The sequence below is a fragment of the Afipia sp. P52-10 genome, assembly GCF_000516555.1.
Taxonomy (GTDB): Bacteria; Pseudomonadota; Alphaproteobacteria; order Rhizobiales; family Xanthobacteraceae; genus P52-10.
Genome location: NZ_AZSJ01000001.1, coordinates 1 through 23,620 on the forward strand (window position 1 = coordinate 1; position 23,620 = coordinate 23,620).

Annotated in this window: 23 protein-coding genes and 1 pseudogene; 13 read left to right on the forward strand and 11 right to left on the reverse strand. The window is 64.5% G+C overall.

Annotated features, from left to right (window positions below; genetic code table 11):
- From X566_RS00005 to X566_RS00045, 9 genes and pseudogenes are all read right to left on the reverse strand, one after another.
- Window positions 1–188 (reverse strand): annotated as a pseudogene (locus tag X566_RS00005) (class I SAM-dependent methyltransferase); the annotation flags it as partial.
- A 107-nt stretch (window positions 189–295) separates the two neighbouring features.
- The gene (locus X566_RS00010; RefSeq protein ID WP_034462605.1) at window positions 296–694 is read right to left on the reverse strand and encodes a DUF3085 domain-containing protein; all 399 of its coding nucleotides are present in this window, start codon (window positions 692–694) and stop codon (window positions 296–298) included.
- 8 nt (window positions 695–702) lie between these two features.
- Complete coding sequence (locus X566_RS00015) at window positions 703–1,305, reverse strand: DUF1419 domain-containing protein (RefSeq protein ID WP_034462718.1); 603 nt, start codon at window positions 1,303–1,305, stop codon at window positions 703–705.
- Between the two features lie 229 nt (window positions 1,306–1,534).
- The gene (locus X566_RS00020) at window positions 1,535–1,828 is read right to left on the reverse strand and encodes a hypothetical protein (protein WP_034462607.1); all 294 of its coding nucleotides are present in this window, start codon (window positions 1,826–1,828) and stop codon (window positions 1,535–1,537) included.
- Window positions 1,815–2,522 carry a DUF6915 family protein gene (locus X566_RS00025; RefSeq protein WP_051443741.1) on the reverse strand — a complete coding sequence of 236 codons (708 nt, stop codon included), beginning with the start codon at window positions 2,520–2,522 and terminating at the stop codon, window positions 1,815–1,817. Before X566_RS00025 ends, X566_RS00020 begins: the two co-directional genes overlap by 14 nt.
- A 43-nt stretch (window positions 2,523–2,565) precedes the next feature.
- On the reverse strand, window positions 2,566–4,350 hold the full coding sequence (locus tag X566_RS00030) for a PcfJ domain-containing protein (protein WP_034462609.1): 1,785 nt from the start codon (window positions 4,348–4,350) through the stop codon (window positions 2,566–2,568).
- Window positions 4,347–4,787 carry a hypothetical protein gene (locus tag X566_RS24910; protein WP_034462611.1) on the reverse strand — a complete coding sequence of 147 codons (441 nt, stop codon included), beginning with the start codon at window positions 4,785–4,787 and terminating at the stop codon, window positions 4,347–4,349. The genes X566_RS00030 and X566_RS24910 overlap by 4 nt, the downstream gene beginning before the upstream one ends.
- Window positions 4,788–4,914: 127 nt before the next feature.
- Window positions 4,915–5,592 carry a hypothetical protein gene (locus X566_RS00040; RefSeq protein WP_034462613.1) on the reverse strand — a complete coding sequence of 226 codons (678 nt, stop codon included), beginning with the start codon at window positions 5,590–5,592 and terminating at the stop codon, window positions 4,915–4,917.
- A 226-nt stretch (window positions 5,593–5,818) separates the two neighbouring features.
- A complete protein-coding gene (locus X566_RS00045) occupies window positions 5,819–6,745 on the reverse strand; it encodes a DUF3991 and toprim domain-containing protein (protein WP_034462615.1) in 927 nt (308 codons plus the stop codon).
- Between the two features lie 1,239 nt (window positions 6,746–7,984).
- Here X566_RS00045 and X566_RS00055 point away from each other — a divergent pair.
- Together X566_RS00055 and X566_RS00060 are read left to right on the forward strand one after the other, a co-directional pair.
- Complete coding sequence (locus X566_RS00055; protein ID WP_034462618.1) at window positions 7,985–8,359, forward strand: hypothetical protein; 375 nt, start codon at window positions 7,985–7,987, stop codon at window positions 8,357–8,359.
- Between the two features lie 224 nt (window positions 8,360–8,583).
- Window positions 8,584–8,799, forward strand: a complete 216-nt coding sequence (locus X566_RS00060) for a hypothetical protein (RefSeq protein ID WP_152539752.1) — start codon at window positions 8,584–8,586, stop codon at window positions 8,797–8,799.
- A gap of 35 nt (window positions 8,800–8,834) precedes the next feature.
- Here the strand turns inward: X566_RS00060 and X566_RS00065 are convergent, their stop codons facing one another.
- Window positions 8,835–9,320 (reverse strand): DUF305 domain-containing protein, encoded by a 486-nt coding sequence (locus tag X566_RS00065; RefSeq protein WP_081739985.1) that lies wholly within the window; start codon window positions 9,318–9,320, stop codon window positions 8,835–8,837.
- Window positions 9,321–9,532: 212 nt separating this feature from the next.
- Complete coding sequence (locus X566_RS00070; RefSeq protein ID WP_034462620.1) at window positions 9,533–9,730, reverse strand: heavy-metal-associated domain-containing protein; 198 nt, start codon at window positions 9,728–9,730, stop codon at window positions 9,533–9,535.
- Window positions 9,731–9,886: 156 nt separating this feature from the next.
- Between X566_RS00070 and X566_RS00075 the strand changes: the two genes are divergently transcribed.
- From X566_RS00075 to X566_RS00130, 11 genes are all read left to right on the forward strand, one after another.
- Window positions 9,887–12,439, forward strand: a complete 2,553-nt coding sequence (locus X566_RS00075; protein WP_034462621.1) for a heavy metal translocating P-type ATPase — start codon at window positions 9,887–9,889, stop codon at window positions 12,437–12,439.
- Window positions 12,436–12,885, forward strand: coding sequence for a Cu(I)-responsive transcriptional regulator (cueR, locus tag X566_RS00080; protein ID WP_051443742.1), 450 nt, complete (start codon window positions 12,436–12,438; stop codon window positions 12,883–12,885). Before X566_RS00075 ends, cueR begins: the two co-directional genes overlap by 4 nt.
- Before the next feature lie 812 nt (window positions 12,886–13,697).
- Window positions 13,698–14,099, forward strand: coding sequence for a FixH family protein (locus tag X566_RS00090; protein ID WP_034462623.1), 402 nt, complete (start codon window positions 13,698–13,700; stop codon window positions 14,097–14,099).
- Window positions 14,096–15,541 (forward strand): efflux RND transporter periplasmic adaptor subunit, encoded by a 1,446-nt coding sequence (locus tag X566_RS00095; protein WP_034462624.1) that lies wholly within the window; start codon window positions 14,096–14,098, stop codon window positions 15,539–15,541. The genes X566_RS00090 and X566_RS00095 overlap by 4 nt, the downstream gene beginning before the upstream one ends.
- Window positions 15,538–18,714: an efflux RND transporter permease subunit gene (locus tag X566_RS00100; RefSeq protein WP_034462625.1), complete on the forward strand. Its 3,177-nt coding sequence runs from the start codon at window positions 15,538–15,540 to the stop codon at window positions 18,712–18,714. The genes X566_RS00095 and X566_RS00100 overlap by 4 nt, the downstream gene beginning before the upstream one ends.
- A gap of 128 nt (window positions 18,715–18,842) precedes the next feature.
- Entirely contained in the window at window positions 18,843–19,316 is a 474-nt protein-coding gene (locus tag X566_RS00105; RefSeq protein ID WP_244434618.1) for a hypothetical protein, read from the forward strand.
- Window positions 19,317–19,509: 193 nt separating this feature from the next.
- The gene (locus tag X566_RS00110) at window positions 19,510–20,889 is read left to right on the forward strand and encodes a multicopper oxidase family protein (RefSeq protein ID WP_409337801.1); all 1,380 of its coding nucleotides are present in this window, start codon (window positions 19,510–19,512) and stop codon (window positions 20,887–20,889) included.
- Window positions 20,890–20,916: 27 nt separating this feature from the next.
- On the forward strand, window positions 20,917–21,360 hold the full coding sequence (locus tag X566_RS00115) for a DUF411 domain-containing protein (protein WP_034462627.1): 444 nt from the start codon (window positions 20,917–20,919) through the stop codon (window positions 21,358–21,360).
- A gap of 21 nt (window positions 21,361–21,381) precedes the next feature.
- Entirely contained in the window at window positions 21,382–21,996 is a 615-nt protein-coding gene (locus X566_RS00120; RefSeq protein WP_051443743.1) for a DsbE family thiol:disulfide interchange protein, read from the forward strand.
- Window positions 21,997–22,070: 74 nt separating this feature from the next.
- Window positions 22,071–22,556, forward strand: coding sequence for a TlpA disulfide reductase family protein (locus X566_RS00125; protein WP_343213020.1), 486 nt, complete (start codon window positions 22,071–22,073; stop codon window positions 22,554–22,556).
- A 357-nt stretch (window positions 22,557–22,913) separates the two neighbouring features.
- Window positions 22,914–23,603, forward strand: coding sequence for an SCO family protein (locus tag X566_RS00130; protein WP_034462630.1), 690 nt, complete (start codon window positions 22,914–22,916; stop codon window positions 23,601–23,603).
- Window positions 23,604–23,620: the final 17 nt, after the last annotated feature.

Sequence of the window (23,620 nt, forward strand, 5' to 3'; positions counted from 1 at the left end):
GGGCGGGTGGGGACGGCGGGACGCGCGGCGGCCGCGACCGGAAGCGCCGGGGCGGGCGTCGAGGGATCGGGCTCATCGTCGTCGTCGTTCGCGAACGCACCGCCGAAGGCGGTTACGCCGAGGCCGAGGCCCGACGAGAGAGCGGTGTTGCCGAAAAGGTCGAGCGTGAAGGGATCGTCATGCGCCATCGTAAGGTCTCCTGTGTTGAAGGCGCGCGCCATCGACCCCGCCGGGGGATTCCGGCTGGTGCGATGGTCGCGAGAGGTTGCGGGAACGGGCCGCGTGGCCCGAGCGGTCAGCGGTGGATCGGCGTGATCGACATGCTGTCGTCGGTCATCGTGATCGTGAGGTGCGTGGCTAAGGGCATTGCCCCGATCAGCCGCACGAGCATTTCGGCGTCGAGAAAATCGATGCCGTCATCGCCGCCGAAATACTGGCGTTTGTAGTGCCAGTAGTCGGGGTTGGTCTTCGGATCGCACTCCTCGGCATAGACGACGAGGGAGCGTTGCCCTTCGGCGAGCTTTCCGTTGGACATGATGTAGACGCCTTCGTCGCCGACCAGCCAGACGCCGGGCTTCTCGTTCTTGCCGGGCGCGAGGCCGTAGTGGGGCTTGCGGAAGCCGCCGTTCATGAGGGCGTCGATGCGCCCGCGCGTGATCACGGCGTGGATCGCCGTCACGGAGAAGGTGAACATGTCGGCACCTAAGCCGCGATCGCGTCGGGCAGGTAGCGCAGATGCACCGGCAGCTTCACCGCGATATCAGCATCGGTCAGGCGATCGAGCAGCCTGAAATCATGGCTCCGATCCTGGCCGTAGACGATCACGATGCGCTGGCCGCGCTCTGCGGCGGGGAAGCGCCAGTCGGCATAGCCACGATAGGGATCGTGCGTGCTCGACCAGATGTGCTCGAGGCGCTCCTCGCGCGTCATGGCGCGGACCGGCCGCGACTCGCGCTCGACGATCGCGGCGCGCATCCACTCGGGCGACTGCCGGTCGCCAAGGTCGCAATAGCCGTGGAAATAGCGGACGCTGCCGTCGATCCTTAGCTCGAAGAAGACACTCGTAACGCTGCCGGTGAGGAACTCGCGCATGGCGAACATATCGCCGCGCATCCACAACGGCGGCAGGATCTCGAACATATAGTCATGCTCGGCTGCGCCGATCTCGAACCACTCGCCCGCGTATAGCGCGGTCGCGTCGTCATCCGCGCGGTTCGGTCGCTCCTTGTGCCGATCGAACATACGGAACATCTGCCGGCGGTCGGCGGCGCCTTGATAGACCTTGCGGATCGAAGAGGGGGTCATGGTGGCTCCTTTCAGCCTCGTCGGGCCGAAGCGCGGCTCACCTTTCCGGTTCGCCATCCTCTTCAGCCCTTCTGACCCCTCCTTCGCGGCCGCCTCTCCGGTCCGGCGGGTCAAGGGCCGCGCAGCGGGCGAAGCCTCCCTTGACGCGCCGGCCGGGCATGCGGCAGCCAGGTTTTCCTCGCTCTCTTTGCTTCCCTCCTTTCTCATCACGCCGGTTGGGACCACCCGCTCACCAATCAAAGCTGGCGAGGGCGTCGATCATGTCGCCATCATGGTCGAGCAGCACGTAGTCGAAGCCTTCCCCGCGAGCCCAGCTCATGACCGCGAAGAGGTCATCGGGAATGGCGTCATCTCCTTCTCCGGCGTTTTCGTCATGGGCATAGACGAACCAGCCATAGGGTCCGTAAGGACCGCCGGCGCATGGCCAATGCTGGGGCGACATCGCGTCGAGGCGCTTCGCCGTGGCCTTCGTGACGTGACCTGTCGAAATCACCACGAAACGGCGAACTTCAAGCGTGCTCACGAGCGACCTCCGTGACTTCGGGTGCGATGGGAGAATCGAGGCCGAGCCGGCGCGCGGATGTCGCCTGCAGCATCCACCGTTGGCCTGCGATGCGTTTAAGGAATTCGGTCGCTGGCGGCACGCGGCCAAGGACCTCCTGTACGTGGCGTTCCGCCGCCACACGGGTCGGAACACAAGTTCCGCCCGTCAATGGAAGGACCGCGCCGAAGCGGGCCTCGGCCTCGAATACGCCGAAAGCGTGATGCCTGAATAGGAGATGGTCCGTGCCGCTCGCCCAGCGCGACGTCACCAGAAACCAGGAATGGAGCGGCAGGAAGTCCTGGGCGGCGCCGCCAAAGCGCATGACACTCGCCGCAGCGAGTTCGTGCGCGGTCGGAGTCGTCGCCGGCAACCAGTCGGGCGCCGCGAAGCCGACAAGCCACTCGCTCGCTTTCACGACGCGCGGCGCATCTTCCTCAAGATGCTGAAGCCCGAGCGACATGGTGGAGATCTTTACGCCATCGCTGTTTAGAATATCGTCGCCGAAGACTGCCACCGCTTCGCGTGCACCCTCGATATGATGGCGCAATGCGCGGTGCGTGAATCGACACAGGATCGATTTCGTGGCGTCGAACCAGGCGTGAAGAGGGTTGTAGTCCTGACAGATGCCGCCATAGCGGCGCGCGGACGAGCGCGCGTGGTCGTAGGGATGCATGATTGCTCTCCTTGGATTTGAGAAGGATGAAGATGGAGCGGCCTCAGCCGTTACGCGGGCTGACAGCCAAGTCGGCGAGGGTCGCGTCGATCGCTGCCTTCAGGCCGGATGCGTCGCTCCAGGCGTCGAAATCATCCGGCATCCCGCGGGGCAGCAGCGGAAGGTAGAAGTGGAAGACCTCGCGGGCATGGGCGAGCGTCAGCGCATCGGCGCGCCANGACCCATCCCATCGATCGCGCATATGCTTGCGGTAGCGTGCGATCCGCGCCGCGTCGACGGCGTGGGCGCCGCTACGAATCTCCCGCAGAAAGGCGCGAAGCGGCTCGTGCAAATGCGGAGCGGGCGATGTGTTGCGGCGCGCCTTGAACTGCCCAACCTGAAGGGTCAGAGGATGGAAGTCGCGCGCGAGGACAAGCTCGACTGTCGCCACGGGCTGTCCTTCTTCGCGAAGCGAAAGGATTTGCGTGTCGCCGCGGCGGCAGATGTCGTAGTAACCGCCGACGCAATGATCGAGCGCCCGTCCCTCTTCAACGAGGTCGGCAGCGGACGCGAGCACGACGATATCGAAGCGACCGCATACCGATCGCCAAGGAGCGCAGAGCGCCGGCCAGCCGGGACGGTCGGCGTGACGCTCATGGCGGAGCGCCGAGAGGGACGCCACGCGCCGATGCCACAACCCGACGGCTTCGTGGAACGCCTTGGGTCGGCGTGGACCGACGATGGCATGTCGTAACGCGGCAAGCAGACGCCGGCGCGTCTCGCTGCCGGCATCGCTTCGGTCGAGCTCGATCGCGCGCGCGAAGTTCGAGACATGATAGTCGCATGCAACCGCGCCGACACGGATACGCTCCGCCACGAGCGGGCGCAGAAGGTCGGCGCACAGGGCGTCGATGGCGTCCTTGATGGCCTGGGGGTTATCGCCGAGATAGTCAGGCCGCACGAAATTGTGCCGCTCACCGCGCGTCCAAACCGAATGCTCCCAGTCCTCGGGTCGGTCGGGCAGGCCGCCACCGGGCCATTCGTGCGGCGGGATCTCATGGGCCTTGAGCTCTTGTACCGCGTCGTGGAAATCCGACGGCCCGTCGATCGAACGTGCGAGGGACCGCGCGCCACGCAGCGCCCGCAACTCTGCGGTTTTGAGGCTGTGACGCTTCATCAGCAGGGGCGCCAGCGGTTGTCCCTGATCGATCGCCTCGCTGATAGACGTTTCACAGAGCGTGTGCGACAAGGCCCCGTAGTGGCTCATCGCCTGAACACGCCTTTTCAGCGCATCGGCGCGCCGCGGTCGGCNGCTCGTTTCCGGTGCAAGCAACCATATCGAGACACCCGAGAGGCGGTTCCGGGCCCGCATTGGAAGTTGCAAGTCGCGCGCTGCGATCTTGTTCATGTGGGCGAGAGACAGCTTCGCCGAGCGCGCGGCGAGACTGCCGGTGACGTCGGAGACAATCGCCGCGACCTCGTTTAGCTGACCGACGCCGCCGGCGGAGTTTAGGAGGGCGATAGTCAGCTCGGGAAAGCCGTGCTGCTCGATCCAGGCGCCGAAGGCGGGACTCGAATCCGGATCCGGCCGGGTGAGGTGGTCCTCGGCCACCCTGGCGATCAGACCAAGAAGCTCGATCGCATGGGCGTCATCTTTGGGCCGCGGCGTCGCGACCAAGCGTGGTCGCAGTGAGCCGGCAGTCGCGCGGATGGACAGTTTCACACGCGCGAGCGCGACGATCGCAGAAAGGGCGGCGAGATCGGCTGGTCGCATCGCAAGCGCCGGCGAGGCGTGGCTCAGCGTTGTGATTGCATCGGCCTTGAGGCGGGTCCAGGTCTGCTCGCTCATGGCGCGACCTCGCCATCGTTGACGACCAAGGGGATTGCCTCGCGGTCGTCATTATCGTCGGGTTCGTCGAGAAATTCCTCGTCGTCGAAATCCTCCTCATCGTCGTCTTCGTCCCCATAGATCATGTCGCATTCGATAAAGAGGCCATCGTCGTCCTCGAACGGACGCACGAAGACGTTGCCGTGGCCGCCTTCGTTATTGACCCAGTCGCCCTCCGGGGCCTCAACGACGATGTTCTCCAGGAGCTCGGGAAGCCGCCCGATCTGTCCGGTGTTGGCGAACAGCACGGGGATGTCCGGCAGTTCGCTCGTCGTGCTGTTGTCCGCGAACGTCACGCGTTCGAGCGTGGCTTCTCCGGAATCTCCGCCGCCGCTGAGCGAGTATTCGATTTCCGTGATCTTGAGCGCGCGCAGGATTGCGCGCAGCCGCTCCTCCATGCCCATGGTCTGGCCCTTCCTTTAGGTGTTGCAAACACCTTCGGGCGGCCGCCTCTCCGGTCCGGCGGGTCAAGGGCCGCGGAGCGGGCGAAGCCTCCCTTGACGCGCCGGCCGGGCATGCGGCATGTCATTCCTCCTTTTTCCGTTCCCCCTCTTCCCTCCCTTCCATCGCACGCTGCTCCACCGACCGAATCGCGGCGAGCGCGGCCCTGAACACAGCCGAACCGCGTTCTTCCGAAAAATCGGCGGCCGCGGCGACAGCGGCGCTGGCGGCATGGATGTCGTCGTCGCCGATCGCATCGGCTGCGACCGTTGCGAAGGTCTGGTCGCCGGCGATGATGTCGCCGATCGTCGCGCGCACCTCGCTCTCGTCGAACGACAGCAGGATGTGCGGCCGCGGCATCGGGGCGTCCGGAGCAGGATCGCGCGCACCGGCAAGAATCGCTTCCGCCTTGGCGACGGCCGATGCAGCGCGCTCGACCCAATAGGTGCTCTGCTCCGCATCGCCCGCGCCGCCCAGAACCTTGACCAGGCCGAGCAGGATCTCGAAATGATCCGCCTTGCGCTGCACGGTCTCGTCGAAATGCGACGGCACGGGCAGCGCTGGGCCGCTACAGGCGCAGTCGCGGCCGTCCCAGGCGCCCGTGACATAGGTTTCGCCGGCGGATTCATAGTCGCGCGTTTCCGCCTCCCAATCATCGTCCTTGATGGCGAGGCGGCAGGCCTCGGCAAGGCTCGGCGCCTCGTAGGAGCGGTGGCGGTAGACCGGCAGGTGGTAGGTGGTCTCGATCGTGTAGATGGGCATGGGAGCCGTCCTTCCCTTCGGGTGTTGAAGACACCTTCGGGGCGGCCGCTTCTCCGGTCCGGCGGGTCAAGGGCCGCGCAGCGGGCGCAGCCTCCCTTGACGCGCCGGCCGGGCATGCGGCAGCGCTCACTCATTGCCTGTCCGGCCCTCGGCTCTCGCCTTCACCTCTTATCCGCGCAAACCGTACCCGGCTGATTTCCCCCCGGCGGTTCGCAAGCTCGGATGATCACCCGGCCGCCGCGAGGGGCTCTTGTGCAAGTCGGCCGAGAAGCACGAGCAGATCTTCGTTCCAATCGCCGGCGCGCGGGCGCGCTCGCGCGTAGGAGGCGCCGGTCTCGTCAGCGATCTGCCGGATGCGCTCCGCATAAATCTCGCCCTGCCGATTGTTATCGGTCGCGCCGACAAGACGGGTATTCCGCCTACTGGCCAGACGGCGAATGGCTTCCTCGCTGGCCGGCGACCAGCCNCCGCCGGTGCTGACATAGAGCGTGTCTGGTCGCAGAACCTGGATCGCCGCGAGGCTCATGGCGTCGATCGCCGCCTCGGTGATACAGATCCTTGGCGCTGCCGAGGGACCCAGCCGGAACAGTTCCTTCGCACCGCCGGTCGCGAAACCACGCCACTCGGGGCCACGCTCTTCCCAGCCAAGCAGAGCGCCATCGTCGTTGCCATGAGCCGCCCACATGCTGCCGCGCGGGCCCTCGCGGAGTGCGCCCTGTCCGACGGCGGCGATCACAATCGTGTCGGGTATGCCGCGCACCTCGGTGAGGTAGCGCCAAGCCTCGGAGCCGAGCCGTGGGATGGCCCGCCGGCGCCAGCGAGCGGCTACCGCCGCGACCGGCGTGGACCGAACCTCACGCTGCCATGCAGGCGGGCTCGGCACAAAACCGACAAGCGCCGCGACCCGTTCGCAGGCTTGCGGAAAGCTTTGCGCGCCCAGATGCCCGGCCAAATCAAACACGTCACCTTTCGCGGTCGATAAGGGATCGAACCAGCCGCGATCGTTGTGAATGACGATGATGATCTGGGCATCGCGACGGTATTTGACGGCGCGCCGCGTGCTTTCTTTCAAATCGACCTTCCAACCACCCTGCTGGAGCAGCGCGGCACAACCCACCTTGGCTCGCAACTCTTCGATTTCGCTTTTCTCCATGATCCTTCACCTGGCGCGCTTCCCGCCTGGTCCTTTCTGTCGCTGACCCTCCGTTGCCCTATGGCGACGGCAATGCCATCCGCCCGCCGCGAAGCGTGCCGGATGCAAGGGCGCGTTGACAAGCCGTCTCAAAATGGGATCCCGGCCGCGGCGCAGCCTCCCTTGCATCGGGCATCGCGCAAGCGGCATCACCCCGGCTCAGCGAGCCGGGGCCATGGATCGTGCTGTTGGGCGAGCCTGACATCCTCTTTTCGAGCTTCGCCGGCGGCAAGATTGGGCGTCGATGAGTTGGGCGAAGCTGCGGCGGGACCTTCTGAGCGACGAGGCAGATGTCACGGGCGTGGCGCTTAAGGGGGAGCCTCCTTCGAATTCATTCACGCGATGTGCGTCAGGGATGGCTGCCCGAATGGGGGAAGACCCACCTGCGGGGCTTCCGCGCAGCCGCCAGCCCGGCCCGGAAGGGAGACGCCCAATCCTGTGATCGCAAGCGAAGCTTTACGCAAACCATCTAGAAGCGGCGCGAACGAGCGGTTATGAGTCGTATGGGGCAGTACGCGCTGCCCTGGGGCGTCGAAACCCCTGCTAGCGGTTGGTGCCGGCCGTTACGGCATCAAACTCCTTGACCTTATGGTCGGGGAGCCTGTGGCGTATGCAACAGGTTCTTCCCGAACTAAAGGCCACAGGGCCGTCTAGCACGGTTTCGAACTCCCCGATCACCAAGAGTCAGAGAGGGTTCGTTTGCGGGGGCGTACCGCAGACACGATCCCAGTGGGGAGCATCGGGTGGTTCAGGACGGAGAGCACGTATCGTCCCTCGAGTCGCAGACGGTCGCGGCTCATCGCGCCTATGTCGAGGCCTTGGCAGCGTGGGAGAAGGTCGTGCATATGGCCTCATGCCCTATCTGTCGGCCGGAAGGTCTTACCGACAAGGATCACCAACGGCGCTGCGACAGCGCCGAGCTTGAAAAGGAACGTCGGCGGGTCGCTTTTCGGAATCTCTGCGATGAGCTTGGCTATGTCCCTGAAGGTCGGGACATAGGGCTTTCCGCGCCATCCTGCCCAGCCGGCCATCGCGTGCGTTCGCCATCCGATAAGGCGTAAGGGCGACATCCGCGTGCGCCAGCAGCCACGGTAAGAGCCAGATAAGGCGGCCGTGGCGCGGTGCCNTGTCGCGGGCTTGCCCCACTCCCGACATAGCCGTCGCAATACTCGATGATGTTGCGAATCGATCGAGGCTGGAATGGTGTCGCTTGGCATCGTGCGACCGACTGTTGGGGGACGCTGGCTGCTGAGCTGGCTTCTTGTCGGATGGATCGGAATGTTTGCGCTGGCGCCGGTGCAGATCGAGGTCACGGCTCGATCGTTCGCGCACCCGGCGGTCCATTTGATCGCGACGGACGACAACGCGGGGCTCGGGCACTTCAAACAGGCGGTTCACGTTCATGAGTGCGCCAGCGCGACTTGCAGTCTGTGGGCTGCGCTCCTGTCAAACCAGGCCGTCCTGTTGCTCCGGGATGTGAAAGCACGCCTGCGCGCGCCTGATGAAGATGGCGCCGGCCTCGGGCCGCTGGAGTTTGAACGCCCACCGCGTGGCGCCGCGCACGTCCGCACATAGCTTTGCATCGCGCGCCACTGAAAGTGGTGCGCAACGCTTTCACACATCGTCCGGTCTTGTTGTCTCACGTTTCGATGCTCACGGCTTCCGTCGTGGGCGTGCGGCGGGTGAGACGTCATGCCTGCATCCGCCAGTGGGTCACTGCAGGACAAGCCGGCCTTTCTTGAAGACAAGCCATGAAGAAGATTATGTCCTACGTTGCAACCACCCTCCTATCGGCGGCGATGATCGACGCGGCAGCTGCGAGCGATGCGCAGTTGAGCGCAACGCTGCTGGCCGCGCGATGTCCGGTCGCAAACATCGAGGAGACGTACAAATCGGACGCGATTTCCGTCTTCAAGGTTGACTGCAAAGGCCGAGGAGACCGGCGCCTCGTCGTCACCTGCACGCGCGCGGGCTGCACCGCATCGAGCGAGCGCAATGATGATGACGAGGGCTGATTGACTATTAACAGTCACCGGCAGGCGCGCGCATTTTAGCGCAGGCGCGCGGCGATCGCGTTCATCTGTTCGATTTCACGGCGCTGCCCCTGCGAGATCTCCTGGCAGAGCTTGACCAGTTCCGGGTCCTGCAGTTTGGCCTCGCGGCACATCAGGATTGCGCCGGAATGGTGGGGAACCATCGATTGGATGAATTGGCGGTCGCCGACCAGCGCCTGGCTGCGCGTGGCCCAGAACGAGCCGAGCGTTACTAACGCGAACACGACATAAAGGATAATATTTGTGCGGGCGTCCTGATACATGCCCGCCATGGTGGCGAGCATCAATATCCCCATCGGGGCCCACATGGTCAGGGCCATGTAGAGCATGTTGATGTTGTTACGATAGTCCGGCCATCCGTCGATCATCGTGTACATCACAAGGTACATGACGATCAGGCTCAATAACAGATTGAGGCCGAGCAACCAGTATGCGCGCGTTCCCGAGTGGATGTGTCCTTGGTGATGAGCCGTCTCGTCCATCGGACGGGTCCTCTTCCTGGTTCTCTATTGTGCCAGCCGTAATTGCCGTGCGGCAAGTGAACGCTCTGAAGGGACGAATGTTTCGAGAAGCGGGCTGCCCGACACTGTCCGGGGCGCGGCGCGACCCAGCTTCAACCGGCCGGGCTCTGAAAATCCAGGGAGCAGCGCGGCCCGGCGGCAAGCCGGGCCGCGCTGGGCGGCGTCACGCGGCGTCACGCGGCGGCGGCCGCCGGATAACCGGCGCGCTGCAACGCCGCCTCGAAGTCGGCTCGCGGGCGCTGCGAGGCGACATCGACCTTGCGGGTGTTCGGATCGATGGTGACCTTGGCCTGGGCGTCCACGCTCTGGATCGCCTTGGTCACGCTGCGGGCGCAGCCGCCGCAGGTCATATTCTTGATGTGGAACTGCATGAGGATCTCCTTTTGTCTCTCATGCCCATTCAGATGGCGGTTTCCAGCGTGGGAAGGTCAAGAGGTGGCCACATCTTTTTTTGGCCTTGACCTTCCCACGGTTGGAAGCCCCATCTTTCCGCTAAGCATTCGCATCAATTGCGGAAGGATAGGGCCATGAACGCGCCAGTCAGGGACGTCTCTGCCGGCAGAAACGCAGTGATCTTGCCGATCGAGGGCATGAGCTGCGCGTCCTGCGTGGGACGTGTGGAGAAAGCGCTCAAGGCCGTGCCTGGCGTCGAAAGCGCCAGCGTCAACCTTGCAACCGAGAGGGCCGAGGTCACGGCCGAAGCGCCGATCGCCTATGGGGCGTTGGTCGCCGCGGTCGAAGATGCCGGCTATGCCGTGCCATCGACACGAACAGAAATCGCCATCGAAGGCATGACCTGCGCCTCCTGCGTGGCGCGGGTCGAGCGGGCGCTGGCGGCGGTCCCTGGTGTCGCGGCCGCGCGGGTGAACCTTGCCACCGAGCGTGCGACGATCGAAGGATCGGTCGACACGGCCCTGCTCGTCAAGGCCATCGAGGATGCCGGCTACGACGCCCGCGTCGTCGCTGCCGGATCGCCGGATGCAGCGGCGGTCGCGCGCAAGGAGGCGGAGACCGCCGGGCTGAAGCGCGATCTCACCGTAGCGGCGCTGCTGAGCGCGCCGATCGTCGTGCTGGAGATGGGTTCGCATCTCGTGCCGGCGATCCATGAGTTGATCATGCAAACCATCGGCATGCAGACGAACTGGTATCTCCAGTTCGTGCTGACGACCCTGGTCCTGTTCGTGCCGGGGCGACGGTTCTACACGAAGGGCTTGCCGGCCCTGGCGCGGTTCGCGCCGGACATGAGCTCGCTCGTCGCCGTCGGCACGCTGGCGGCCTATCTCTATTCGCTCGTCGCGACCTTTGCGTCGCAGATTCTGCCGCCCGGCACGGTCAACGTCTATTACGAGGCCGCGGCGGTGATCGTCACCTTGATCCTGCTCGGCCGCTTCCTCGAAGCCCGCGCCAAGGGGCGGACGTCGGAAGCGATCAAGCGCCTGGTCGGCTTGCAGCCGAGGATCGCGCATGTCCGGCGCGGCGACAGTCTCGTGGATCTCGACATTAGCAAGGTGGTGGCGGGCGACGTGGTCGAGGTCCGGCCCGGCGAGCGCGTGCCGATCGACGGCGACGTGCTCGAGGGCGGGAGCTACATTGATGAATCGATGATCACAGGCGAGCCGATCCCGGTGGCCAAGGCGGCCGGGAGCACCGTCGTCGGGGGCACGGTGAACCAGAAGGGCGCGCTCAGCGTCCGGGCAACCGCGATCGGTGATGCGACGGTGCTCGCGCAGATCATTCGCATGGTCGAGGAGGCGCAGGGATCGAAGCTCCCGATCCAGGCCCTGGTTGATCGGGTGACGATGTGGTTCGTCCCGGCGGTCATGGCCGTGGCGGCCGCGACATTCGCGGTCTGGCTGATCTTCGGGCCGGACCCTGCGCTCACCTTCGCCGTCGTCAATGCGGTCGCCGTCCTCATCATCGCCTGTCCCTGTGCGATGGGCCTCGCCACGCCGACCTCGATTATGGTCGGCACCGGACGCGGCGCCGAGATGGGCGTGCTGTTCCGCAAGGGCGAGGCGCTGCAATTGCTGAAGGATGCCAAGGTGGTGGCGATCGACAAGACCGGCACCGTGACGGAAGGCCGGCCGGTCCTCACCGATCTCGACGTGGCCGAGGGATTCGAGCGCGGCGCGGTCCTCGCGCGGGTCGCCGCCGTAGAGGCGAAGTCCGAGCACCCGATCGCGCGGGCGATCGTGGATGCGGCAGCGCAGGAGGGCCTGCGCCTGCCGGAGATCAGCCGGTTCGAGTCGATCACCGGCTTCGGCGTCACCGCGGATGCGGGCGGTGCGCGCGTGGAGATCGGCGCCGATCGCTACATGCGCTCGCTTGGCCTCGACGTGGCGCGGCTTGCGGCGACCGCGAGCGGCCTCGCCGACGAGGGCAAGTCGCCGCTCTATGCGGCGATCGATGGCAAACTTGCCGCCATCATCGCGGTCGCCGACCCCATCAAGGCGACAAGCCCCGATGCGGTCGCGGCGTTGCACGGTTTGGGGCTGAAGGTCGCCATGATCACCGGCGACAACGCCCGCACCGCCGGCGCCATTGCGCGTCAACTCGGCATCGACGAGGTCGTCGCCGAGGTGCCGCCGGAAGGGAAGGTCGAAGCGGTCCGGCGCCTCAAGCAAGCCTATGGCCGGCTCGCCTTCGTCGGCGATGGCATCAACGACGCGCCCGCGCTGGCGGAAGCGGATGTCGGCCTTGCGGTCGGCACGGGCACCGACATCGCGATCGAGGCGGCCGACGTGGTTTTGATGTCGGGCAGCATCAAGGGTGTCGCCGATGCGTTCGCGCTGTCGAAGGCGACCATCGGCAACATCCGGCAGAACCTGTTCTGGGCTTTCGCTTACAACGTCGTGCTCATTCCGGTCGCCGCCGGCGTGCTTTATCCGGCATTCGGCATCCTGCTGTCGCCGGTGCTGGCCGCGGGCGCGATGGCGCTCTCGAGCGTGTTCGTGCTCGGCAACGCGCTTCGGCTTCGGCGCTTCCGTCCGCGGCTTGCACCGGGCGCCCACGACGCTTCGAATCAGGGGGTCACAGCATTGGCTGGCGCATCTACGGCGCTGGAAAGGAGCGCAGCGTGAACATTGGCGAGGCGGCGTGTGCTTCTGGCGTCAGCGCCAAGATGATCCGGTACTATGAGCAAAGCGGCTTGATCCCGAAGGCGGGCCGGTCGGCGGCCGGTTACCGCGATTACTCCACGACCGATGTGCACATGTTGCGTTTCGTACGGCGTTCGCGCGACCTCGGCTTATCGATGGCGGAGATCGAGGAGCTGTTGCAGCTCTGGCGGGATCGCAGCCGGCAAAGCGCGGATGTAAAGCGTATCGCGCTGGCGCGCATCGCCGATCTGCGCCGGCGCATCCAGGAGATGGAAGAGATGGCGGCGACGCTGGAGCATCTGGCGTCCTGCTGCTCGGGAGACAATCGTCCCGACTGCCCGATCCTCGCCGATCTGGAACAGGGCGAGGCGTGCAAGCCGCGCCGCTCGCACAGGTTCGAATCCTGTCGGGTGCACCGCACCGGGTAACGATGACAACTTTGTCTACGCTATAGCCCTCTAAAATCCGGGCTGAGAGGCGGACGGAACATATTGAAAGAACAAATTAATTCCGAAGCAAGACGTATTCTTTCGTCACATGCGGTATTGCCCAGGTGGGTATCAATGAGGCGCGATTGCCGCGGACCTATAATGGACGGACTTCTCGGTCGAGATCTCGGCAGCACTCACTCCTCAATTGATTCGTGTGATCGTTTGCTTTGCTTGCGACAATCAGTCCTGGCTGACATTGATGTGATCCTCGCCATCTTTTCTTGCGCCGCGCAATGTGAGAGGTTGCGTGCGTGAAGTTCTGGTCCTTGCTCCCCCGTCTGCTCTCGATCCTGGCGGTCCTGAGCCTTCTGACCGCGCCGATGGCAGCTCCATCGGCCGCGGCGATGATGACTGCCGAGCCCATGACGGCGATGGAGGACATGGCCGGAATGGCGGAGGACATGCCTTGCTGTCCGCAGCAGAAGCAATCGCTGCCGGATTGCCAGAAGTCGTGTCCGTTGGCGACTTTGTGCGTGGCCAAATGTTTCCCGAACGCGCCAGCGGTCAGCGCATCCCATCGGGCCATTTTCGTGCCCGTGACCGTGCTCACACCTTGGGATGACGCCGCACGCGATCTCCTGGCCGAACCACCCCCTCCACGACCTCCCAGAACCTGAGTTCATCGCCGGCTCGTTTTGAGCCGTCTGGCGCCGTGCGGCCGACTGCCGTGTGGCGAAGCGCCGTGGCCTGTTGCCACGAGCCCAGCCGCGCGCCTGCGCGGATCAATGATGAAACTCGGGAATTGAACAATGAAGTTTTTTGCAATGAAGCGCACCGCAACGGCGGTGCTGATCGGTCTTGCGGCCTTTTCCTCCAACGCGTGGGCGGGGATTCAGGACTACGAGTTCCAGCTCGTCCAGCCTGAGATCAAGCAAGGCAATGCGGCCGTGATCGCCGTGCGCCTGGTCGACAAGCGCTCGGGCAAAGCCGTGCCAGATGCGGTGATCTTCGCTCAGCGGGTCGATATGGCACCCGATGGGATGGAGATGATGGCGGCGCCGATCGAAGTGCTGCCGTCGCCCGAGCCGGGCGTCTACCGGTTCCAGGCGCAGATCTCTATGGCGGGCGGTTGGCGCCTGTCGCTCGGCGCCAAGGTGCAGGGCGAGACCGGCACGCTCGAAAACAAACTCGTGTTCAAGGCTGTGCCATGAGCCGGGCGGGCCGAATTGGCCTCACCCTCGCCGCCGTTCTGGCGGCGGGGGCCGGAGGCTATTGGGCCGGGCATCGCGATCTCGCGCTGCCTGACCTTTCATGGCTTCGCGCCGTCCCTTGGCTTGAGAGTGCCGGAATTCTGCAGGCGAGCGCCGGTCCCGCACAATCGGGACCTGTCATCTATTACCGCGATCCGGACGGGCAGCCCTTCTATTCCGCCGTGCCGAAGAAGACCGCCGACGGCCGGGACTTCCTCGCGGTCCATGCCGACGAGGACGTGAGCTTCGAGGACAAGTCGGCGAACAAGGATGTAGCAGCCGCCCCCGCCAATGGTGGCGCGAAGCGCGTGCTGTACTACCGCAACCCGATGGGTTTGCCGGACACCTCGCCGACACCCAAGAAGGATTCGATGGGGATGGACTACATCCCCGTTTACGAGGGCGAGGACGAGGATAGCTCTTCGGTCAAGGTCGCCCCAGGCAAGCTGCAGCGGACGGGCGTGAGGACGGAGGCGGCCGCCGAAAGAGCGATCGTCAATCCGGTGCGCGTGCCGGGAACGGTGCAGCTCGACGAGCGGCGCGTGACCGTCGTTGCAACACGCTCGGACGCTTTCATCAACACGGTCGCGAGCGTGACGACCGGCGATCGCATCGCCAAGGGCCAAGCCCTTCTTCAGCTCTATTCGCCCGAGATCGCTGCCGCTGGTGCCCAATTCCTCACCGACCTAAACAGTGGCGGGAGGGACGGAGGGCTCGGTGGCGCCCGCCGAAGACTTGAGAATTTCGGCGTCTCGCCCGAAGCAATCGCCGAGATCGAACGGACACGCAAGGTGCCGCTTTCGATGACTTGGCGGGCGCCTCGCGACGGCATCGTGCTTCAGCGCAACGCCGTGGAGGGGATGAAGGCCGCGCCCGGCGATATTCTCTTTCGGCTTGCCGACATTTCGACCGTCTGGGTTGTGGCGGACGTGCCCGAGTACCAGCTCGGCGCGGTCAAGGTGGGGGCAGCCGCTACCATCCGACTGCGCAGCCAGCCTGGCCAAACCTTTACTGGCCGTGTCGCCCTGATCTACCCGCAAGTCGCGACGGATACGCGCACGACGAAGGTGCGCATCGAAATCCCGAATCCTGACGGCATGATGCTGCCGGATATGTATGCCGATGTCGAGATCGCCAGCGGCAGCGGGGGACAAGTCGTGGCCGTTCCCGACAATGCTGTAATTGACACCGGAAGCCGGCAGGTCGTCATCGTGTACAAGGGCGACGGCCGCTTCGAGCCGCGGCAGGTTCAGGTTGGCCAACAAGGCGGCGGGTTCACCGAAATCCGCTCCGGGATCACGGCCGGCGACAAGATCGTTGTTGCAGCTAACTTCCTGATCGATGCGGAGAGCAACCTCAAGGCCGCGATGAACGGCATGACGAGCGCGGAGGCGACACCATGATCGCCCGGCTGATCGCGTGGTCCGCACGCAACCTCATCCTGATCTTCGTCGGCACAGCCTTTGCGGTCGCGGCTGGCCTCTATGCCCTGAAGACGCTGCCGCTCGACGCCATTCCCGATCTCTCCGACGTGCAGGTCATCGTCTACACCGACTATCCCGGCCAGGCGCCGCAGGTGGTCGAGGACCAGGTCACCTACCCATTGACGACGGCGATGTTGACCGTTCCGAAGTCCAAGGTCGTTCGAGGCTTTTCCTTCTTCGGAGTCTCCTTCGTTTATGTGATCTTCGAGGACGGCACCGATCCCTATTGGGCAAGGAGCCGTGTTCTTGAATATCTCAACGCAGCGGCGCAACGCCTGCCACAGGGCGTGACGCCGGGGCTTGGGCCGGATGCGACCGGCGTCGGCTGGGTCTATCAATATGCCGTCGTTGCGAAGGAGATGACCCTCGCCGAACTGCGCTCGCTGCAGGATTGGGTCGTGCGTTACGGCGCTTCCAAGGCCGAGGGGGTCGCAGAGGTCGCGAGTGTCGGCGGTTTTGTGAAGCAGTACAATATAGTTGTCGATCCGCTCCGGCTGCGTGCCCAGGGCATTTCGCTTGCGATGGTCCGCGACGCGGTACGGGCCAGCAATCGCGACGTCGGCGGCCGCACGCTTGAGCTCTCCGAGTTCGAGTTCATGGTGCGCGGCCGCGGCTACATCAAGTCGCAAGCCGATATCGAGAACATCGTCCTCAAGAGTGCCCAGGGCGTGCCGCTGCGGTTGCGAGACGTGGCTCGCGTCGAGATCGGCCCCGACGAAAGGCGCGGCATCACTGAGCTCAATGGCGAGGGCGAAGTCGCGAGCGGAATCGTGCTGCAGCGCTTCGGCGCCAATGCGCTCACCGTGATCGATAATGTGAAGCAGCGTCTCGCCGACATCGCCGGCAGCCTGCCGAAGGGCGCTGAGATCGTGCCGGTTTACGATCGTTCGCATCTGATCGAGGCGGCGATCGAAACGCTCAAGGGCACGCTGGTCGAGGAAAGCATTATCGTCGCCCTTGTGTGTGTCGTCTTCCTGCTACATCTCCGCAGCGCTCTCGTCGCCATCCTGATGCTGCCGGTCGGGATCCTGATCGCCTTCGCGGCCATGAGAGCGATCGGGCTCGGCTCCAACATCATGAGCCTTGGCGGCATCGCGATTGCCGTCGGCGCCATGATCGACGCGGCGATCGTGATGATCGAGAATGCGCACAAACATCTCGAACGAGCCGAACCGGGCAAATCGCGGGTGCAGACCCTGATCGATGCGGCAAGCGAGGTCGGGCCGGCGCTGTTTTTCAGCCTGTTGATCATCACCGTTTCCTTCCTGCCGATTTTCACGTTGGAATCGCAGGAAGGCCGTCTGTTCGGTCCGCTCGCCTTCACCAAGACCTTCGCCATGGCGGCCGCGGCGCTCCTGTCGGTGACGCTGGTGCCAGCGCTGATGGTGATCTTCGTGCGCGGACGGATCATTCCGGAACACAAGAACCCGATCAACCGCTTCCTGATCTGGATCTACCGCCCGGTGATCCGGGGCGTGCTCAAGGCCAAGATGCTGACCATCCTGCTGGCGCTCGTCGTTCTTGGCGTTTCCGTCTGGCCGGCCCGCCAGCTCGGCTCCGAGTTCATGCCGAACCTCAATGAAGGCACGTTGATGTACATGCCGACAACGTTGCCGGGGCTCTCGGTGACCAAGGCAGCGGAGCTCCTGCAGATGCAGGATCGCATCATCAAGTCCTTCCCCGAAGTCGATTCTGTCTATGGCAAGGCCGGGCGCGCGGCGACAGCCACGGATCCGGCTCCGACCGAAATGTTCGAGACGATCATCAATCTGAAGCCCAAGGAGCAGTGGCGGCCAGGCATGACCATCGACAGCCTCAAGGCGGAGATGGACAAGGCGCTGCAGTTCCCCGGCGTGTCGAACGCCTGGACGATGCCGATCCGCGCCCGCATCGACATGCTGTCGACCGGCATCCGCACCCCCGTTGGCGTCAAGGTGTTCGGTACTGATCTGACCGAAATGGAGAAGATCGCACGCCAGATCGAAGCGACGCTGAAGAACGTACCGGGGACATCCAGCGCCTATGCCGAGCGCGTGATCGGCGGCTATTACCTCGATATCGTTCCGGATCGCGAAGCGCTCGGCCGCTACGGACTTGCCGTCGGCGATGTCCAGGACGTCATCGCGACCGCGCTCGGTGGCGAGACGGTGACGACGACGGTCGAAGGGCGAGAGCGCTACGGGGTCAATATTCGTTATCCGCGGGATCTGCGCTCGAACCCCAGGGCGATCGAGACGGATGTGCAGGTGCCGCTGCCTGGCGGCGGGGCGGTGCCACTCGGCGAAGTGGCCAAGGTCGAGCTCACGCGTGGCGCCACGTCGATCCGCACGGAAAACGGCCAGCTTGCAACCTACATCTTCGTCGACATCAGCGGCCGTGATCTCGGCGGCTATGTCGCTGATGCCCAAAGGGCCGTTGCTGAGCGGGTGACGCTGCCGCCCGGCTACACCGTTGGGTGGAGCGGCCAGTTTGAATATCTGCAACGCGCCGAGGCACGCATGAAGATCGTCGTGCCGGTCACGCTACTCATCATCTTCCTGCTGCTCTATCTGAACTTCAAGGCGCTGACCGAGACCCTCATTGTCATGCTGTCCTTGCCGTTCGCGCTGGTCGGCGGGGTCTGGCTGATGTGGTGGCTCGGCTTCAACATGTCGGTCGCGGTCGCCGTCGGCTTCATCGCGCTCGCAGGCGTCGCTGCCGAAACCGGCGTGGTTATGCTCATCTACCTTGAGCAAGCGATGGTCGAACTGAAGGAGGAACGCGCCAAGCAGAAGCGCAGATTCACCCGCGCTGATCTCCATGAGGCGATCATGCTGGGTGCGGTGGAGCGGGTTCGACCGAAGATGATGACGGTTGTCGCCATCATGGCCGGTCTCGTTCCGATCCTATGGAGCACAGGGGCCGGGTCTGAGGTGATGCAGCGCATCGCTGTGCCGATGATCGGCGGCATGATCTCGTCGACCCTCCTGACCCTGGTGGTGATCCCCGCCATCTACGGCCTGATCAAGGGATGGCGGTTGCCGTCAACGTCCTCTGCGGAGTTGATCGAGGCAGAGTTCAGGTTGCCTCCTCTCAAGGAAGCCGCCGAATGAAAGGAGGTTGCCATGATGAACGACATGATGGGCAGCGGAATGATGTGGGGCATGGGCCTCGCGGGGATCGTCGGGATCATCCTGATTGCTCTCGTGATCGCCGCGCTCATCAAGTATCTGTTTTTCCGATGACCAACGCGAGGGGGCCGAATATTTTCGCGTTACTTCGCGGGCGGCCGAAGGTCGCAAGCATCGGTGACGGCTTGTTTTTGGCGCATTTTGGCGTCATCCTTCGAGTTGCCATGGAACGCTGGTCGGCTCGAAAGCTTGTCGCTATGTTCCTCGCGGTCTTCGTCACCGTGGGGATGAGCCTCTCTGCGGTTCAGGCGAGCGGCATGTCGGCGCAAATGGCGATGGCCTCCGACATGACCGGCTCGGCACATGACGGTTGCCCTGGCTGTCCGAATGGCGGCGGCGATGATGGCATGAAGGCGATGGTGTGCGGTGTAGTCTGCGCCGTTCCCATTCTCGCGATGCTCCCGGAGGGAGCATCCATGCCGGCAGCTCAAAAAGCGGACTCCTATCCGGCGCGCGACGCCTTTCTTCATGGAAGGCGAGCGCCGCCCGATCCTTACCCACCGCGAACCACCGACATAGGCTGACACCCCGGCCGTCGCGAGAAGCGACCGAGCCGGTCGAGCGAACGTGTCTGCGCCTTTTTCACGCGATAGCTCGCTGAACGCCGACGCGTTCCGTCATCAACGATGATCGGAAGGATCGCATGTGACTACGCAATCCAATTACCCTCTCTCGCGCCGGACCCTGCTCCAGGCGGGTGGCGGCCTCTTCTTGACGATGGCTTGGCGGCAGCGGCCGGCCTGGGCCGCCACACCTGTCGAGCGCCGCATCGTAGCAAGTCCAGCCCGCGCACGCCTTGCCGGAACTGGTCATCCGGAAACGGATGTCTGGACTTACGACGGCATGGTGCCCGGCCCGCTCGTTCGCCTGCGCCAAGGCGAGCCAGTACGCCTCACCATCGAGAACCGTCTCGACCAGGAGACCACGGTCCATTGGCACGGCATCAGATTACCAAACCCCATGGATGGCGTCCCCGGCCTGACCCAGCCTCCTATCAAGCCGGGCGAGAGCTTCGCCTATGAGTTCACGCCGCCGGATGCAGGGACGTTCTGGTATCACCCGCACGCCAACAGCCTCGAGCAGCTCGGCCGCGGACTTGCGGGAGCCGTCATTATCGAGGAGCGTGAGCCCATCGCCGTCGATCGCGACCTTCTCTGGCTCCTGGCCGACTGGCGGCTGAACGCGCAGGGTGAGATCGCCGCCGGCTTCGGCAACCGCATGGAAGCGGCGATGTCCGGCCGGGTCGGCAACACCGTCACGCTCAACGGCAGCGTGTCGAAGGAGGAGCCGGTGCGTGCCGGCGAACGTGTCCGCCTGCGCCTCGTCAACGGCTCGCTCGCCCGCATCATGGCACTGCGCTTCGAGGGGCACCGGCCGGTGATCGTGGCAGTCGACGGCCAGCCTTGCGAACCGCATGAGCCCGAAGGGAGCCGGATTCTGCTCGGCCCCGCCATGCGTATCGACGTCGCGCTCGACCTGCAAGGTGAGCCGGGGCGCCGCTATCGCGTGGTCGACGACTTCTACGACGGCCTGGCTTACCGGGTGACCGAACTCGCCTATGACGAGAAGCCACCCATCAGGTCGCATCCGCTCGACACGCTCAGTCTGCCACGCAATCCCCTGCCGGAGCTCGACCTTGCCGATGCGGAGCGCCACGAGTTGACGCTTCAGGGCGGCATGATGGGTGGCGGCGGCATGACCGGAATGGGCGGGATGATGGGCGGTAGCATGATGGGCGGAATGATGGGCATGGGCGGCGGAGCCGCCTGGGCCATCAACGGCATGTCGATGACCGGCGACGGTCATGCCGGCATGGAGCCCGTCCTGACGTTCCAGCGCGGACGCAGCATCGTGCTGAACCTACGCAACGAGACCGCCTGGTGGCACCCGATGCATCTGCACGGCCACAGCATGCTGGTGCTCGGTCGCAACGGCGCGCCGGTGCCTTATCGGCAGTGGCAGGACACCGTCCTGATGGCGCCCAAGGATACGGTCAAAGTTGCCTTCGTCGCCGACAATCCCGGCGACTGGATGCTGCACTGCCATGTGATGGACCACCAGGTGGCCGGCCTGATGACCGTGCTGCGCGTGGCCTGAACTCGAACCTGATGAAGGAGATCATCGATGCAAAGACGAACTTTTCTGCTCGGGAGCGCCGCCATTCTGCTGCTGCCGATCCCGGCGATGGCAGACACCGGCATTCGCGCGACGCTCTACAAGAGCCCTCTATGCAGTTGCTGCGAGGGCTATGCCGGCTACCTGCGGCAGAACGGTTTCCAGGTGGAGGTCAAGCCGACCAATGATCTGGCCGAGATCAGCCGCAAGGCCGGGGTCCCGGAGGCGTTCCAAGGCTGCCACACGATGTTCGTCGACGGCTACGTGATCGACGGCCACGTGCCGGTCAATGTCGTTCACAGGCTGCTCGCGGAGAAGCCCGCGATTGCCGGCATTACCCTGCCAGGCATGCCGATGGGTTCGCCCGGCATGGCTGGCACCAAGACCGAGAAATTCGTGATCTACGCCCTCACGAAGGACGGCATGCCTCCAACCGTCTACGCGACGGAATGACCAGTCCGGGAAGTTCCTGCGATGACTGAGATCGCAACCACACACCCCCCGGAGGTGACTAAAAGGCCGGCCGGCGCGGTCACGCGACGACGCTTGTTTTTGGCCGCGCCGGCCATCGGTTTTGGAGGGCTTGCGACCGTATTCGCTGCGCGGCTCGGGAGCGATCCGAGCCAGCTTCCCTCGGCCTTGATCGGGAAGCCCGTTCCGATCTTCGACCTGCCGCCAGTCCAGGGCCGCACGCTCGGCCTGTCGAGCGGTGACCTCGATGGTGAGGTCTCGCTCGTCAACGTCTTCGCGTCCTGGTGCGTCGCCTGCCGGGCCGAGCATCCGCTGTTCTTGCGCCTTGCCCGAGACAAGACGGTGCCGATCCACGGGCTGAACTACAAGGATCGGCCCGGGGACGCAGCCCACTGGCTCGACAGTCTCGGCGACCCGTACACGCGTACCGGGGCCGACCGCGACGGCCGGGTGGCGATCGACTGGGGTGTCTACGGCGTGCCCGAGACCTACGTGATCGACGCGGATAGGCGCATCGCGCATAGACAGATCGGCCCGATCACCGACCAGGCGCTGGAGGAGACCGTCCTGCCGCTCATTGAGCGGCTGCGCCGACAGGCAAAAGGAGGTCCGTCATGAGATGGCTCGCCTTCACTCTCGCCACACTTACTGTCGCAGTCGGACCGGCACTTGCCGATCCGCCGCAGAATTTCGTGCTGCGTGAGACGCCGGCGCCTGTACCCGAGCTCCAGTTTACCGATGGTGAGGGCAAGCCGCAGACCCTCGCGGATTTCCGCGGCAAGGTGGCCCTCCTCAACATCTGGGCAACCTGGTGCCTGCCGTGCCGAAAGGAGATGCCGACGCTCGACCGGCTGCAGGCAACGCTCGGCGGGTCGGATTTTGAAGTCGTCGCTTTGTCGATCGACCGCGGCGGGGCCGAGGTCGTGAAGAAGTTCTACACCGACATCGGCATCCAGCATCTCAGCATTCACATCGACAGCTCCGGCAAGGCTGGCTTCGCTTTGGCAACCGCCGGCCTGCCAACAACGCTGCTGATCGACCGTCAGGGTCAGGAACTCGGCCGACTGATCGGCCCTGCCGAATGGGATGCACCGGACATGGTCGCATTCCTCAAATCAATCATCGCTCGAAAAGAGGGACACCTGTCACCCCCACACCAGAAGGACCAACCGCTATGACTGACATCAATGCGACTGACCTGCCGACCCGTGCCGAGCCCCGGGAAAGCCCACGACGATTGCGGCGCTGGCTACAAGGTCGGCGTGGCCTGCTCCTGCTCGCGATCCTGGCGCTCACGCTCGGCGTAGCGTTCAATTGGAGCTGGCTCGTTGCGATCGGCGCTGCTCCTCTGCTGCTGAGCGCGCTTCCGTGTCTCGCCATGTGTGCGCTCGGCCTGTGCATGAACCGGGCGAGCAGTTCGCCCGCGGCCAAGGCATCGCCGACCGGAGCCAGCGATGCGGCTGTGCCCGATGGCTCGGCCAGCGCTCGCGGGTCGTGCTGTTTGCCGGGAGCAGATAGTTCTTCGAGGTGATGCCATGGAGCTCCTGAAGTCTGTGGCGCTCGCGTTCGCGCTCGTGACGACGATCATTGCGCCGGTCCTGGCGCATTCCCTCGAAGAGGTCGACCAGGATCTGCGCGACAAGGACAAGTATTTCCAGCCAGTCGACAGCGAGGCGCCCAGCTTCTCGTTGCAGGATGCCGATGGCCGCGTCGTCAGCCTCGCCGGCCTGCGCGGCAAGGTCGTCGTGCTGAATTTCATTTACACGAACTGTCCTGATGTCTGTCCGCTCCACGCCGAGCGGATCGCCGAGCTCCAGGTGATGATCAACCAGACGCCGATGAAGGCGATGGTCGAGTTCGTCACCATCACGACCGATCCGAAGCGCGACACAGGCGAGGTCCTGCGCGACTACGGCAAGGCTCACGGCCTCGACCCTGTAAACTGGGTGTTTCTAACAGCGACGCCTGATCAGCCCGAGGACAGCACTCGCAAGATCGCAGAGGCCTATGGGCTCAAGTTCACGCAAGGCGACGACGGCATGCAGATGCACGGCATCGTCACCCATGTCATCGACCAGGATGGGCGGCTGCGGGCTCGCTTTCATGGCTTGAAGTTCGAACCGGTCAATCTGGTGATCTTCGTCAATGCGCTCACCAATCGCGCGCAAAGGCCGCATGGGCACCAGCAACCGGGACTATGGGAGAAGCTCAAAGGGCTCTTCTGATGGCATCGAACGCATGC

Excerpts from the sequence above, each read along its gene's own strand:
- X566_RS00010 (WP_034462605.1), bottom strand. The coding sequence starts at position 694 with ATGTTCACCTTCTCCGTGACGGCGATCCACGCCGTGATCACGCGCGGG.
- X566_RS00015 (WP_034462718.1), bottom strand. The coding sequence starts at position 1,305 with ATGACCCCCTCTTCGATCCGCAAGGTCTATCAAGGCGCCGCCGACCGC.
- X566_RS00025 (WP_051443741.1), bottom strand. The coding sequence starts at position 2,522 with ATGCATCCCTACGACCACGCGCGCTCGTCCGCGCGCCGCTATGGCGGC.
- X566_RS24910 (WP_034462611.1), bottom strand. The coding sequence starts at position 4,787 with ATGGAGGAGCGGCTGCGCGCAATCCTGCGCGCGCTCAAGATCACGGAA.
- X566_RS00040 (WP_034462613.1), bottom strand. The coding sequence starts at position 5,592 with ATGCCCATCTACACGATCGAGACCACCTACCACCTGCCGGTCTACCGC.
- X566_RS00055 (WP_034462618.1), top strand. The coding sequence starts at position 7,985 with ATGGTGTCGCTTGGCATCGTGCGACCGACTGTTGGGGGACGCTGGCTG.
- X566_RS00060 (WP_152539752.1), top strand. The coding sequence starts at position 8,584 with ATGATCGACGCGGCAGCTGCGAGCGATGCGCAGTTGAGCGCAACGCTG.
- X566_RS00065 (WP_081739985.1), bottom strand. The coding sequence starts at position 9,320 with ATGGACGAGACGGCTCATCACCAAGGACACATCCACTCGGGAACGCGC.
- X566_RS00070 (WP_034462620.1), bottom strand. The coding sequence starts at position 9,730 with ATGCAGTTCCACATCAAGAATATGACCTGCGGCGGCTGCGCCCGCAGC.
- X566_RS00075 (WP_034462621.1), top strand. The coding sequence starts at position 9,887 with ATGAACGCGCCAGTCAGGGACGTCTCTGCCGGCAGAAACGCAGTGATC.
- X566_RS00090 (WP_034462623.1), top strand. The coding sequence starts at position 13,698 with ATGAAGTTTTTTGCAATGAAGCGCACCGCAACGGCGGTGCTGATCGGT.
- X566_RS00095 (WP_034462624.1), top strand. The coding sequence starts at position 14,096 with ATGAGCCGGGCGGGCCGAATTGGCCTCACCCTCGCCGCCGTTCTGGCG.
- X566_RS00100 (WP_034462625.1), top strand. The coding sequence starts at position 15,538 with ATGATCGCCCGGCTGATCGCGTGGTCCGCACGCAACCTCATCCTGATC.
- X566_RS00105 (WP_244434618.1), top strand. The coding sequence starts at position 18,843 with ATGACCAACGCGAGGGGGCCGAATATTTTCGCGTTACTTCGCGGGCGG.
- X566_RS00110 (WP_409337801.1), top strand. The coding sequence starts at position 19,510 with ATGGCTTGGCGGCAGCGGCCGGCCTGGGCCGCCACACCTGTCGAGCGC.
- X566_RS00115 (WP_034462627.1), top strand. The coding sequence starts at position 20,917 with ATGCAAAGACGAACTTTTCTGCTCGGGAGCGCCGCCATTCTGCTGCTG.
- X566_RS00120 (WP_051443743.1), top strand. The coding sequence starts at position 21,382 with ATGACTGAGATCGCAACCACACACCCCCCGGAGGTGACTAAAAGGCCG.
- X566_RS00130 (WP_034462630.1), top strand. The coding sequence starts at position 22,914 with ATGGAGCTCCTGAAGTCTGTGGCGCTCGCGTTCGCGCTCGTGACGACG.